Source organism: Mycobacterium sp. IDUB_21, from assembly GCF_055419425.1.
In genome coordinates, this window is sequence record NZ_JBVAXQ010000013.1 from 17,825 (window position 1) to 32,160 (window position 14,336).

General features: G+C 71.3%; 3 protein-coding genes. All 3 read right to left on the bottom strand.

Going from position 1 to position 14,336, the window contains the following annotated elements; genetic code table 11:
* Positions 1–17 precede the first annotated feature (17 nt).
* A complete protein-coding gene (locus ACZYY4_RS18125; protein WP_463811385.1) occupies positions 18–9,434 on the bottom strand; it encodes a hypothetical protein in 9,417 nt (3,138 codons plus the stop codon).
* An 87-nt stretch (positions 9,435–9,521) separates the two neighbouring features.
* Positions 9,522–11,915, bottom strand: coding sequence for a hypothetical protein (locus tag ACZYY4_RS18130; RefSeq protein WP_463811386.1), 2,394 nt, complete (start codon positions 11,913–11,915; stop codon positions 9,522–9,524).
* Between the two features lie 58 nt (positions 11,916–11,973).
* Positions 11,974–14,295: an autotransporter outer membrane beta-barrel domain-containing protein gene (locus ACZYY4_RS18135; RefSeq protein WP_463811387.1), complete on the bottom strand. Its 2,322-nt coding sequence runs from the start codon at positions 14,293–14,295 to the stop codon at positions 11,974–11,976.
* Positions 14,296–14,336 lie beyond the last annotated feature (41 nt).

A 14,336-nucleotide genomic window follows, 5' to 3' on the forward strand; every position in this document is an offset into this window, starting at 1 on the left:
TCGGGGGCGGTGGATCATCATGATCCGCCGCCCTTGCCGCCGGTACCACCGGCGCCACCCTGACCGGGTGTAGCACTGTCGGTACCGCTGGCGCCGGAGCCGTTGGCGCCGCCCGAGCCGGTCCCGCCGGGCAGGCCCGAGCCGCTCGCACCACCGCCACCACCGGTGCCGCCCTTACCGCCGGCGCCGGCGGACCAGCCGTTCTTACCGGTGCTGCCGTTGCCGCCGATGCCGCCCTTGCCGCCGGTACCGCCGTTGCCGCCCTTGCCATCTGCGCCGTCTGCGCCGGTGGCACCGCCCACGCCGTCACCGTTGCGGACAGCGCCGCCCGCGCCGCCACTGCCGGATGCACCGCCGGTAGCACCGCTGCCGCCGGTACCGCCGAGCCCACCGGCCCCGGCGGTGTTGCCCTTAGAGCCGCCCCCGCCGGTGCCGCCAGTGCCGCCAGTGCCGCCGTTGCCGCCCGTACCACCGGCACCCCCGGTGCCGCCGGTTCCGCCGTTGCCGGACAGGGTGCCGCTGGCGCCGCCCGCGCCGGCAGCGCCGCCCGCGGCGCCCGCGGTGCCGTCGCCACCGACACCACCGGTGCCGCCGGCAGCTTTCGAGCCGCCCGTGGGGCCGGTGGTGCCGGCAGTGCCGTTGACGCCGTTTCCACCGGTGCCGCCGTTGCCGCCCGTGCCGCCGTCGCCGTGAAGTGCCGCGTCGCCACCGGCGCCGCCCGCACCGCCCTGCTGGGCAGCCGCGCCGCCGGCCACGGCATTGGTACCGGTACCGCCGTTACCGCCGGCGCCACCGTTTCCGGTGCTACCAGCAGCCCCGGCCGTCCCGCCGGCCGCCTGCGTGGTGTGGTCGGCGTTCCATCCGCCGGCCCCGGCTGCGCCAGTTGTTCCTGCGGTGCTGGAGCTGTCGCCGCCATTGCCGCCGGACCCCGCGACGGCGTTAGCGCCACCGCCGGCGCCATTACCGCCGCGGCCACCGTCGCCGGCGTTACCGGCGTTGCCACCGCTGCCGCCCTTGCCGCCGACTCCGTCAGTGCCCGCAGAGCCGTTGGTAGCGCCACCGCCGTGGCCGCCATTGCCGCCTGAACCGCCGGCCGCACCGTTGCCCGCCGTGCCGGTCGCGTCGCCACCGTCGGTGCCGCTCCCGCCACTGCCCGCGGTCGCGTTGACGCCGGCTGTGCCGTCGGCGGCGTCGCCGCCGTGACCGCCCGAGCCGGCCGCGCCGCCAACGCCGCCCGCGCCCCCGTTACCGGCCTGGCTGCCGCCTGCGCCGCCGCTACCGCCCTGGCCGCCGTCGCCGCCGGCGACACCGTTGGTGCCGTCACCGGACGCCTCGGTGATCCCGTTGCTGCCGGTCGCGCCCGCACCACCGTCGCCACCGTGGCCACCGGTACCGACAGCGCCCGCAGCGCCGGCGTCACCGCCGTTGCCGCCGGACTGCGCGACGCCGTCGCCGAGCATCACGCCCGCGCCGCCCTGGCCGCCGTCACCGCCGTTGCCGGTGGTGACGTCGCCGTCCGCGCCGCCCTTGCCGTTGGCCGCGATCAGCCCGTTGCCGCTGACGCCGCCATGGCCGGCGGACCCGCCGTAGCCGGCGTAACCGCCGTCGCCACCGTCGCCGCCGATACCGGCGATGTGGTCGGCGCCGCCGCCGGCACCGTCGCCACCGTTGCCGCCGCGCCCGGCGGCACCACCGGCGCCGCCGTTTCCACCGACGCCGCCGGCACCTGTGCTGCCCTGCGTTCCGTTGGTGGCGGTGCCACCGAGGGCGCCCGCACCACCGTGACCACCGGCACCACCGTTGCCGCTCACGCCCGCATTGCCGCCGTCAGCGCCGTCTCCGCCGCTGCCGGCAACCGCGTTCTGCCCGTCGGTCCCTTGGGCGACGCCACCGATACCGCCGATGCCGCCCGTGCCGCCGTAGCCACCGGTGCCGCCATTGCCGGAGATGCTGCCGCCGGCGCCGCCGACGCCACCGTTTCCACCCGCGCCACCGTCAGCACCGTCGGTGCCGTTGCCGCTGCCATCGATGATTCCGTTGGCACCGAGCGCGCCGGCACCGCCGTTGCCGCCGGCCCCGCCGTTGCCGATCGTGCCCGCCGCGCCGCCGATGCCACCGTTACCACCGGCCTGCGAGGAGCTATCAGCGAGCACCTGGCCGATGCCGCCGTTGCCGGCCGCGCCGCCGTTGCCGCCGATGCCGAGTCCTCCGTCAGTACCGGCCGCTCCCGGGCCGCCGGCACCGGTACCGCCGGCACCACCGACGCCGGCGTCGGCCCGGTCGCCACCGTCGCCACCGTTGCCACCGCTGCCCGCGACGGCGTTGACGCCGCCGCCCGAGCCGTTGGCACCGGTACCGCCGTTGCCCGCATTTCCGGCGTTTCCGCCGTTGCCGCCGTTACCCGCGGTGCCGTTGACGGCGCTGCCGCCCTTGCCGCCGGCCGCACCGGATGCGGCGTTGCCGCCGTCACCGCCGCTGCCTCCGGAAGCACCGTTGCTGCCCACGGCTCCGTTGCCGCCGGCCCCACCGTTGCCGCCGTTACCGCCATTGCCGCCGTTACCGGCGTTGCCGGAGATGGAGCCACCGTTACCGCCGCTACCGCCGGTGGCACCGGCGGTACCCGAGGCGCCGTCGGTTCCGTTGCGGTCGCCACCGGTGACTCCGGCCGCACCGGTGGTGCCGTTGCCACCGTTGCCACCGTTGCCGCCGTTACCGACATTGCCGCCGTCGCCACCATTGCCGGCCTTGCCGCCGGCCTGACTCGTGCCTTGCGCGTTGGCGCCGTTACCGCCGTTACCGCCGTTGCCGCCGTGTGCGGCTGCCGCACCATCGACACCGTCCGCCCGCGCGGTGCCATCACCGTTCAGGCCGCCGGTACCACCGGACCCGGCCGTGCCGATGTTGCCGCCATGACCACCGTTGCCGCCGGATCCGGCCACGCTGTTGACACCACCGGCGGCACCATTGCCACCACGCCCGCCATCCGCACCGGTCCCGGCGTTGCCGCCGCGGCCGCCGACCGTGCCGAGACCGTTACTGCCGGCGTTGCCGTTGGTTGCGGTTCCACCGGCGCCGCCGTTACCACCGTTACCGCCGTTACCGCCGTAGCCACCGTTACCACCGCTGCCTCCGTTGCTGCCGACGCCGCCGGTGCCCGAGACCGCATCGATGCCGGCCTTGCCCTGTGCCCCGCTGCCACCGTTGCCGCCGTTGCCCGCAGCTCCGGCGCCGCCACCGGCACCACCGTTACCGGCGATGGAGCCGCCCTGGCCGCCGGCGCCACCGTCGCCGCCCGATCCGCCGGACTGCCCGTTCTGCCCATGGACCTGCCCGAGTGTCGTGCCGTTCGCGCCGTTGCCACCGACGCTGCCGGCACCACCGGCACCGCCGGCGCCACCGTTGCCGATAGTTCCGGCGTTGCCGCCGGCCCCGCCTGCGCCGCCGCTCTGCGGGTTACCGCCGGCCAGCACCGAACCGTTGCCGCCACGGCCACCGGCTCCGCCGTTACCGCCGGACCCCGAACCGCCGTTGCCGCCGTTGACGGCCTGCTGGCCGTCGCCGCTCAGGCCGCCCTTACCGCCGAGGCCGATCGCGCCGCGGTCGCCGCCGTCACCACCGTTGCCGCCGTGGCCGGCGACCGCGTTAGCGCCCCCACCGGCACCGTTCGCGCCGGTACCGCCGTTGCCCGCGTTACCCGCAGCGCCACCTTGACCGCCGACGCCACCCGCGCCGGCCGCACCGTCGTTGCCGAGAGTGGCCGTGCCACCGACACCACCGACGCCGCCGTTACCACCGAGGCCACCCGCGCCGCCGTCGCCGCCGTACCCGCCGTCAGCACCGGAGAGCCCGCTGCCGAATGCCACCGAGGCAGCATTGGCGCCATCAGCGCCGTAACCACCGCGGCCGCCCGCGCCACCGGCACCACCGGCGCCACCGGCACCTGCATCACCGGACTCGCTGCCGCCGGCGCCACCGTTACCACCAATACCGCCTTCGCCGCCGAGGCCGCCGTCGGTGCCGCTGCCGCCGTTGCCGGTGCCATCGACAACGCCGTCGAGACCGGCGTTGCCGGCCGAGCCGATTCCGCCGTTACCACCCGCGCCGCCGGTGCCGACCGGACCGGCCGCGCCACCGAGGCCGCCGTCGCCGCCGGCCTGAGGCGATCCGTCGCCGTGCGCCACACCGGCGCCACCGTTACCGCCCGCGCCACCGTTACCTCCGGTGGCCGCGGCGCCCGCCGAACCCTGGGCGGCCTGCTCGGTGTGGCCGGCGTTCCAGCCGCCCTCACCGGCGGTGCCACCGGCCTCGCCGCGGACACCGCCCTGGCCGCCGGCGCCACCGTTTCCGGCCTTGACGTCCGCGCCGCCGCCGGCACCGGTGCCGCCCTGGCCGCCGTTGCCCGCGTTGCCCGCGTCGCCCGCGTTACCGCCGACGCCGCCGATTCCGTCGGTACCGGCGTCACCGTTGGTGGCGGTACCGCCCGCGCCGCCGTCGCCGCCCTGGCCGCCGTTGCCGCCGACGCCGCCGTTGCCTGCGTTGCCGGCGTCGGTTCCGTCTCCGCCGCTGCCCGCGACGGCATCGATTCCGTCGGTTCCGTCGGCGCCGTTTCCACCGTGTCCACCGTGGCCGGCCGCACCGCCGTTACCGCCGGCGCCTCCGTTGCCGGAGGTGGTGCCGCCGGCGCCACCTGCGCCACCGATACCGCCGACTCCACCGTCGGCGCCATCGGTCCCGTTGCCGTCACCGCCTGTGATGCCGTCGACCGTTGCGCCGGCGCCGCCGTTACCACCGGCACCACCGGTGCCGATCGATGCCGCGTTGCCACCGGCGCCACCGGCGCCACCGCCCTGGCCGGTGTTCGTTCCGCCGATCAGGCCGGTACCGGCGCCACCCTGGCCGCCGGCACCGCCGTCGCTGCCGTCTCCACCGTTGCCGGCCCCGCCTTGGGCTCCGCTCTCGGTGCCGTTGCCGCCGACGCCCGCGGCGCCCGCACTGCCACCCTCGGCACCGGCGCCGCCGGCGCCGCCCGCACCCGCGTTGGCAGCGCCACCACCGCCGAGGCCGGTACCACCAGTGCCCGCCGTACCGGCATCGCCGCCGTCGCCGGCATTACCGCCGGTACCACCGGTGCCGTTGTTGGCCACACCACCGGTGCCGCCGGTACCACCCTGCCCGCCGGCCCCGGCGTTACCGCCGTAGCCGCCTGCGGTGTCGGCGTCGGTCGCCTCCACACCCTGACCGCCGGCGCCTCCATTGCCGCCGTTGCCGGCGTTGCCGCCGGCGCCGCCGTTGCCGGACGTGGTGCCACCGGCTCCGCCGGTACCGCCGTTACCGCCGACGCCACCGAGGAGACCGTCCGTGCCGTTTCCGTCAAAGCCGGTGATGCCGTTCACCGTCGCGCCGATACCGCCGGTACCACCGGTGCCACCGCTTCCGACTGCTGCCGCGTTACCACCGGCTCCGCCGTTACCGCCGGCCTGAGCGGTCAGGCCGTCGCTGGCCAGACCACTGCCGTCGCCGCCGTTACCACCGGCCGCGCCGTCACTGCTGAGGCCGGCCTGACCCGCGCCACCGTCGGCACCCTGCTGGGCGCCCGCGCCGCCTGCTCCGACAACGCCTGCCGCGCCACCGTCGGCGCCGTTGCCGCCGCTACCGCCCGCGCCGGCGTTGTCGGCGCCACCGCCACCGAGACCCTTGCCGCCGGCCGCCGCAGTGCCGGCATCGCCGCCGTTGCCCGCCGCGCCGCCCGCGCCGCCGGTGCCGTCGTTGGCGGCGCCACCCTGGCCACCGGAACCGCCCTGGCCACCTGCGCCGGCGCTGCCACCGTCGCCGCCTGATGCACCCGCCGATGTCGCGTCGTCTGCCGCACCGCCGTCACCGCCGGCGCCACCGTGACCACCGGCGCCACCGGCGCCGCCGTTGCCGGAGTTGCTGCCGCCGGCACCGCCCGCACCGCCGGAGCCGCCGTGACCACCGGTTGCGCCGGGATTGCCGTTGCCGCCGAACGCGTCGGCGCCGTCATAGCCGTGGCCACCGTTACCGCCGGCGCCACCGTTGCCGTTGGTCGCGGCGTTGCCACCCTGACCGCCCGCGCCGCCCCACTCGCCGTTTCCGTTGGGGCCGACGCTGATTCCGTCGCCACCGTCACCGCCGGCCGCGCCGTCACTGCCTGCCCCGGCCTGGCCCACGCCGCCGTCAGCACCCTGAGCAGCGCCGAGGCCACCGATTCCGGCGCTGCCTGCCGCGCCGCCGTCGGCGCCGTTTCCGCCGTTTCCGCCGCTACCGGCAGCAACGGGGAGGTGGATGCCACCGAGTCCCTTACCGCCGGCCGCGGCCTGCCCGGCCGCGCCGCCGTTTCCGGCGCTGCCGCCCGCACCGCCGGTGCCGCTGGTCGAAGTGCCGCCGGCACCGCCGGCGCCGCCTTGACCGCCGGTGCCGGCGCTGCCGCCGTTACCACCGTCGGTACCGGCGTTCTGTGCATCCTCTGCCGCGCCGCCATTGCCGCCTATGCCACCCTGGCCGCCGGTGCCACCGGCCCCACCGTTGCCGGTGTTGCTGCCGCCGGTGCCGCCGGCACCGCCGGCGCCACCGGCGCCGGCGTTGCCTCCGTCGGTGCCACTGCCTCCGTTGGCACCGGGGTTGCCACTGCCACTGGTGTCGGTGATCCCGTTTGTGCCGTCAGCTCCCTGGCCGCCTGCGCCACCGATGCCGCCGTCGCCGTCGATGGCGGCGTTACCGCCCTGACCGCCCGCGCCACCGGCCTGACCGGTCAGTCCATCGGAGGCCAGACCGGCGCCATCGCCGCCGGTACCACCGGCGCCACCATTGCTGCCCGCGCCGACGTTGCCCGCACTGCCGTCAGCGCCGCCGTCTGTTCCGGTGCCGACCGCACCGGCCGCACCGCCGTCGCCGCCGGCCCCGCCTCGGCCGCCCGCGCCGGCCGAGTCGAAGCCACCACCGCCGAGGCCCTTGCCGCCGGCCGCAGCCTGACCGGCGTCGCCACCGTTGCCCGCGGCGCCGCCGGCACCACCGAGTCCGTTGCCGGCGCTGATCCCGCCGGCACCACCGTCGCCGCCGATACCACCGGCACCGGCGCTACCACCATTGCCACCGATGGCACCGGCCAGCGTCGCGTCTTCTGCCGCACCACCGTTGCCGCCGGTGCCGCCCTGGCCGCCGGCGCCACCTACGCCGCCAACACCCGAGTTGGTTCCGCCGGCGCCGCCGGTGCCGCCCGCCCCGCCGGCGGCACCGGTGCCGCCGGAGGTGCCATTGCCGCTGAGATCGGTGGTGCCGCCTTGGCCGGTCGCGCCCTGGCCACCGGCGCCACCGTTGCCGCCGTCGCCGTCAGTTCCGGCGTCGCCACCATCGCCGCCGGTGCCACCGGCCTGAATCGTGCCGTCGCCAAGAATCTCGCCCTGACCGCCGACACCACCGTTGCCACCATTGCCGGCCGCACCGTCGGCACCCGCGGCACCCGCGGCTGCGATCGAGTCGCCGCTGGAGCCACCAGCGCCAGCAGCGCCACCAACACCAGCTGTGGAATCAGCCCCGTTGCCGCCCTTGCCGCCGGCACCGGCGGTCGCCGCGGTACCACCACCGGCACCAGCACCACCAGTACCGCCACTGCCCGCGTTACCACCAGCACCGCCATCGCCACCAAGGCCACCCACACCATGAGCACCCACATCGCCATGAGCCGAAGCGCCACCGACACCACCAGCGCCACCGACACCACCCACACCACCATCACCGGCAGTGCTGGTCGCATCACCACCATCGCCACCGTCAGCACCGCTGCCGGCGACCGCATCCTGGCCCGCGGCACCATCAGCACCGGCACCACCAGCACCACCATGGCCGGCGTTACCGCCCACACCACCAGCGCCACCATTGCCGGCAACCGCGGTACCACCAGCACCACCCACACCACCGGCGCCACCGGCCAGACCCGTGGTGCCATCACCACTGCCATCGGTGTGCCCCGCCATGCCGTCCGCGCCAGCACCACCAGCACCACCAGCACCACCATTGCCCAAGTTGCCCGCGTTGCCACCAGCACCACCAGCACCACCAGTGCCACCGGCAACGGTCGCGTCAGCACCGTCACCACCCAGGCCGCCGTTACCACCACCGAACGTCGCCGCACCCGAAACACCCGCGTTACCACCGCCACCAGCACCCGCAGCACCACCACCGCCGGTCACACCCGTGTGCCCACCGGCACCACCAGCACCACCATCAAGAGTCGAAGAGTCACCGTCAGCACCGGCACCACCATTGCCACCAGCACCCGCAGCACCACCATTGCCGCCACTACCGGCAACACCCGCCGAACCCGACGAGCCGATCAGACCACCCGAGCCACCAGCACCCGAAGCACCACCGACACCACCTTGACCACCATTGCCACCATCACCGGCATCCCCACCATCAGCACCAGCCGTCGTGGCATCCACACCATCGCCACCAAAACCACCGGCACCACCGTTAGCGCCCAGCCCACCAGCGCCACCGTTACCACCAGAACCGATCAGCCACGAACCCTTACCCCCGGCACCACCATTGCCACCCGCGCCACCATTGCCGCCCACACCGCCATCCACACCGGCAAGACCCGCAGCACCGATCGCACCCACCGCGCCATCGCCACCGAGACCACCGTTACCACCAACGCCATACATGAAGCCGACACCGGCGCCACCAGCACCACCATTGCCACCCACACCGCCATCGACACCGCCACCACCAGCGCCGCCATCACCACCGACACCCATCCACCAACCACCGGCACCACCAGCGCCACCATCACCACCGAGCAGGCCCGCACCCCCGGCGCCACCATCACCGAACGAACCCGCCGAGCCACCCAGACCACCGGTGCCATCGGCCGCAGTACCACCGGCACCACCATCGCCGAACCACAAACCACCAGCACCACCAGCAGCCGCCGCCAACGACCCGCCATCCACACCATCGGCACCGTTACCGATCAGAACCTGACCGAAACCGAACATGTTGATGAACGAATTAACCTCAGCACCAAACGGACTCAAAATCCACTGCTGCCCCAAATCATGCAACGGCGTGTAGAACAACGACCCGAACCAATCATCAGCAGCAGCCGAACCCGGCACATCCGCCACCGACGCATCAAACGACAACCCCACATTGGCCAACAACGGCTCCCACGCCGCACCATCAAACACCGTCTCCCACGACGACACCTGACTCAAATCACCCAGCGCCCCAACCAAATCCGCACCAAGCAGATCAACAACCCAATCCAACTCATCAGCCTGGGCCACCGGCGCCACCGACACCGGCGCCACCCCAAACGCCAAAAACGCCCCCACCGCACTACCCGCACCCAACAGACGCCGACCACGCCGACCCTGCCGGCCGTTGCCCGAAGTGTTACGCCCTACAGCCATTTGGGATTTCCTATCTGTGTGGCCCACAGTTGTGCTATCTCTGTCTGTGAATTGGTTCTGGAACATCGGCTTGCCCGGTCAGCAGATTCAGCCGTAGAAGCCCAATGCCGCGGCGATCTGCTGCGGAATATCGTTGAGCCACTCGGGGATCAGCCCGTAGAAGTCGCTGTTGACATCGACCAGACCCAGCTCGGACAAGCCCAAGCCGTCGAGCAGGGTGTTGATGTCGAGGCTGCCCAAGCCGAGATCGGTGAGCAGCGAGTTGATCGTCACGCCACCCAGGCCGAGGTTCGCGACGATGGTGTCCAGGTCGTTGTTGTCCAGGCCCAGCCAGCCGAGCAACGTGCCCAGGGTCGGGTCGCCCAACACGCTGGTCATCAGGTCGGTGATGAAGGTGTCGAGATGCACCTCGTCGAGACCGAGACCACCCAGCATGCTGCCGATCGACACACCGCCCAACAGATCGTTGAGGACGTCGTCGAGGTGCCTGGTGTCCATACCCAGATCGCTGAGCAGTCCGGCGATCGAGATGCCGCTCAAGCCGATTCGGTCGATGAACATGTCCAGGTCGATGTTGTTCAGGCCGAGGGCGTTGAGCATCGACTGGATGCCGAGGTTATCCAGCCCGAGGCTGTCGATCAGGTTGTCCAGACCGACACTGCCCATCCCCCAGTCCTCGAACAGGGAGAGCAGCGTGGTGTCGCTCAGCCCCATCCCCGCGAGCAGGCTTTCCATCAGCTGCGTCAGCGTCGGGTTGAAGCCCAGGTCGGTGAAGAACTGCTCCAGGGTGACGTTGCCGCTCAGGTTGCCCAGGCCTTCGAACAGGGTCTCCAATTGGAAGTTGGACAGGCCCATGGCCTGGACCAGCTGGCTCACCGTGGCGTCGTAGAGGTGCAGGTTGGTCAGGGTCTGGCCGACGGTGTTGGTGCCCAACAGTGCGTTGAGCGTGGGGTTGCCGATCTTCTCGATCAGGCTGGCGTTCTCCGGCGAGAGGGTGGCCAGCGGCGTGTCACCGATACCGGCGATGGACATCAGATCGGTGAACTTGATGTCGGTCATCGCGGTGGTCGGATCGATACCGAGAGTGTTCTCCCCGACCGCCATTGCCCCCAGCACCTGGCCGAGCGTCTGGTTGCCGTAATCGCCGATGAAGTCGTTGAAGGTGGTGCCGGGCGGGAACATCGAACTCAGCAGGGCGACCAGCCCGGTGTTACCGGTGACGTCCGGCCCGAGGAAGCCGTCGTTGAGCAGCTCCAGCAACGTGCTGTCGCCCATGTCCCCGAACGCCGCGCCGAGCGCGCTGCCGAGGGTCATGCTGCCGAGACCCAATTGCTCGAAGAAGTCGGTCAGCGGCGGGTTGCCCATCGCGTCCGTCAGCAGGCCGCCGACGGTCCAGCTCGGGTCGACCAGGCTGGCGAGGGATTCGTTGCCCGTAGCACCGAGCAGGTCCTTGATCAGCCCGCCCACCGACTGGTTGTCACCGCCGACGAGGTCCAGGATCAGCTCGGAGAGGGTGGGGTTGCCGATCCCGACTTCCGGAGAGTTGAGCAGTGCGATCAGCAGGCTGGCGATCGAGTCGTCCGGGCTGATGCCACCGAGGTCGGTCAGCAGTTGAGCGATGGTGGGGTTGCCGATACCGGCCTCGTTGAACACTCCGATCAGCAAGCTGGACAGCGACTCCGTGCCGATCCCGAAGTCGTTGAGCAGGTCTACCGGAGTCATGTGGCCGAAGCCGAGCTGGTCGAGGAGACCGATGATCAAGGTGTCCAATGGCGTGTCGCCGATGCCGGCCTGGGTCAGCAACCCGGTGATGGTCTCGTTGCCCATCCCGCTGGCATCGACGATGGTGCCGATGTCGATGCTGATCCCGAGGGGTTGAGCTGACGTGAGGAGGCCGTTGAACAGGGGAATCTCGAAGCCCCCGATGCTGAAGCTGTCGTGGCCGTTGAGGAACGCGTCGAGCAGGGTCGCCGGCGCACCGACCAATGCCGCGAACGCCCCCATCGGGTCGCTGAAGTCGAAGATCTTCTCGAGCAACTCCTGCATCGCGTTGAAGACCGTGATCATCGGGCCCATGCCGGCGAGCATCGAGGACAGCCAGGTCGGCAACTGCACGCTGATGTCGGCCGGGAAGGGCAGCAGCTGCGCGTCGATGGTGGGCATCGGGTTGGTGAAGATGTTGATGACGTCCGGGATGCCGGCCAGCGCCTGCTGCGGGTTGGTGAAGATGTGCTCCAGCAGCCCCCAGATGTCGACCGAGTTCTGGTTCAGCGCCTGCAGATTGGCGGTCGTGTGGGCGAACAGGTCGGTGTAGGGCGAGAAGAAGTCGCCACCCGCCGTCAGCTCCACGGCCCGCTGCTCGACGACCGCGAGCTGCCGCTGCAGCTGCGGCAGGTGCGACGCCGCGGGCGGAACCGCGACGAGGCCCACACCGACGATGGCCAGGCCGGTGGTGACGTAGGGACGAAGTGTTTGCTGCATGATGCCCTCCCGGACGGAAGTTCCGAAGTTGCTGAGTCGTTCAGGCCGCTCGGGTCGCTTAGCCACCGAGCACCGCCGCGATCTGGTTCGGCAGGCCGTCGAGGAAGTAGGCCATCGAGCCGAAGAACTCCTCGATCTGGGCGTTGATCACCGAGAGATCGCCGAGTCCGAGCGAGGCGAGCAGCTCGTCGACGGTCTGGGCGCCGAAGTCGCCGAGCAGCGAACTGACGGTCGAAGCCCCGAACAGCGAGTCGATCAGCTCGTTCAGCGTCTGGGTGCCCAGGCCCAGATCGATGAGCCCGTCATGCACGGTCGTGGTGCCGAAGAACTGGTCGAACAGTTCGGACAGCGACTGGCCGCCGATACCGAAGTCGTTGAGCATGTCGTTGAGGCTCTGCGGGCCCAACGCCTGGCTGATGATGTCGTCGAGGTGCATGCTGCCCAGGCCGCCGTCGTCCAGTGCGTTGGCCACCGTCTGGTCGCCGAAGAACTGGTTGAGCAGGTCACTGAGGTGCTGATCGCCGATGCCCGCGTCGTTGAGCATGTCGACGATGGTCACGTTGGACGGGACCATCTGGTCGATCAGGTCGGCGAGGGTGGTGTTGCCGGTGACACCGAGCAGCTCCGACAGTGGCTGGTCGGGCATCATCGACAGGACCAGGTCGTTCAGGGTCATGTCGGCCATGCCGGACTGGGAGAGCATGTCGCCCAACGTCATCGCGAAGTTGGCCTGAATCAGCTCGGCGAGCGTTTGGTTGCCCATGTCACCGAGCAGTGCGGTGAGCGGCGAGTTGAGCATGCCTTGGTCGTCCAGGATCGAGCCGATGGTCTGGCCGCCCAGCGCCGAGATCATCGACGTGTCGCCGCCCTTGTCCAGCGGGGTGCCTCCGGTGGCGGCGATGAAGTCGTTGATCGTGAGGTTCCCGATGATCCCCATGCTCTGCAGATTGCCGAACACGGTGCCCAGCGACAGGTTGGTGATACCCATCAAGTCGGTGAGGTCTTTGACCGTGACATCTTCGAAGCCCGCGTAGGTGAGGACGTCGACCATCGATGTGTTGCCTGCGTCGCCGAGGATGCTGACGATGATCTGACTCATGTCGGCGTTGGCAATGCCGGCCTGACCCAGCAGGTCCATGACCGTCTGGTTGCCCAAGCCCAGGCCACCGAGCAGTGAGGTGAACACCTCGTGGGTGGTCAGGTCGCCGCCACCGAGGGCGTCGAGCAGCGAGGCCGGAGTCTGCCCTCCGAGGCCCAGCGCGTCGACTGCGGTGCTCAGCAATCCGTTCAGCGTCAGCTCGTCGGCGCCGATCGTGCCGAGCAGTCCGCTGACCGTCGGGTCACCGATACCCAGTGCGTTGAACACGCTCATGCCGAGGTCGGCCAACTTGAGATCGGCCACGCCGATGTCACCGGCAATGCCGGTGATCGTCGGGTTGTCGAAGCCCAGCGCGTGGGTGAGGTCGATGACCAGGTCCGACACCTGCACGCTGCCGATGCCCAACTGGTCCATGATGTCGGTGATGGTGGGGTTGCCGATTCCCACGGCGTCGAGCACGGTCGACAACACGCTGGATATCTGCTGGTCGCCGAGCCCGAGGGAGTCGAGCAGGTCCACGGGGGTCTGATCGCCCAGACCCACGGTGTCCAGCAGGCCGGTCAGCATGCCCGCCACCGACATCGTGCCGATCCCGGTCTGGTCGAGCAGGCTTGAGAGGGTCTGGTCACCGAGCTTCAGGCCGTCGACCACGTCGCTCGCGGTCAGGTCGATTTCAAGGTTCTGGCCGGCGACCAGGATGCCGTTGAAGGCGGGGATGTGGATGCCGGCAACGTCAAGGCCGCTGGTGCCGTTGAGGAAGGCGTTGAGCAGTACCGCCGGCGCGGTGAAGATCGCCGCGAACGGGTCGAGCGGGTCGCTGGGGTTGAAGATCTGGTTGAGGATGTCCTGCCAGGCGTCGTTGACCGTGACCATCGGGCCGATGAGGCCCATCCCGATGGTCAGGACCGGCGAGAGCAGCACCATGATCGGGTCGCTGCCGCTGACCTGAGGCATGATCTCGGTCAGGAAGTCGATCACCTCCGGCAGCCGCGACAGCGAGCTCGGGTCGCTGAAGATCTGCTCGAGCAGGTTCCCCCAACCGTTGTCGGACCCCATCGCCACCAGGTTGGTGGCGGTGTTGCTGAACAGGTCGACATACGGCGCGAAGAAGTCCGGGCCCGCGGTGAGCGCCACGGGGTGATGCTGGACCTTGGGAAGTTCCAGACGGAGCTCGGCGGGCGGGCGCACCACCCCTACGGGTACCGCCGCATTGACCGCTATGAGGGCGGCGCCCGCGATGACGACGCCGGGTGTGACGTACGGGCGAAGCGCCAGCTGCATCATGGTCTCCTACAGGAACTGATCATGGACGTTGCTGAACT

What these genes read in the sequence shown, in the direction of transcription:
- ACZYY4_RS18125 (WP_463811385.1), bottom strand. Translation starts at nt 9,434, where the DNA reads ATGGCTGTAGGGCGTAACACTTCGGGCAACGGCCGGCAGGGTCGGCGT.
- ACZYY4_RS18130 (WP_463811386.1), bottom strand. Translation starts at nt 11,915, where the DNA reads ATGCAGCAAACACTTCGTCCCTACGTCACCACCGGCCTGGCCATCGTC.
- ACZYY4_RS18135 (WP_463811387.1), bottom strand. Translation starts at nt 14,295, where the DNA reads ATGCAGCTGGCGCTTCGCCCGTACGTCACACCCGGCGTCGTCATCGCG.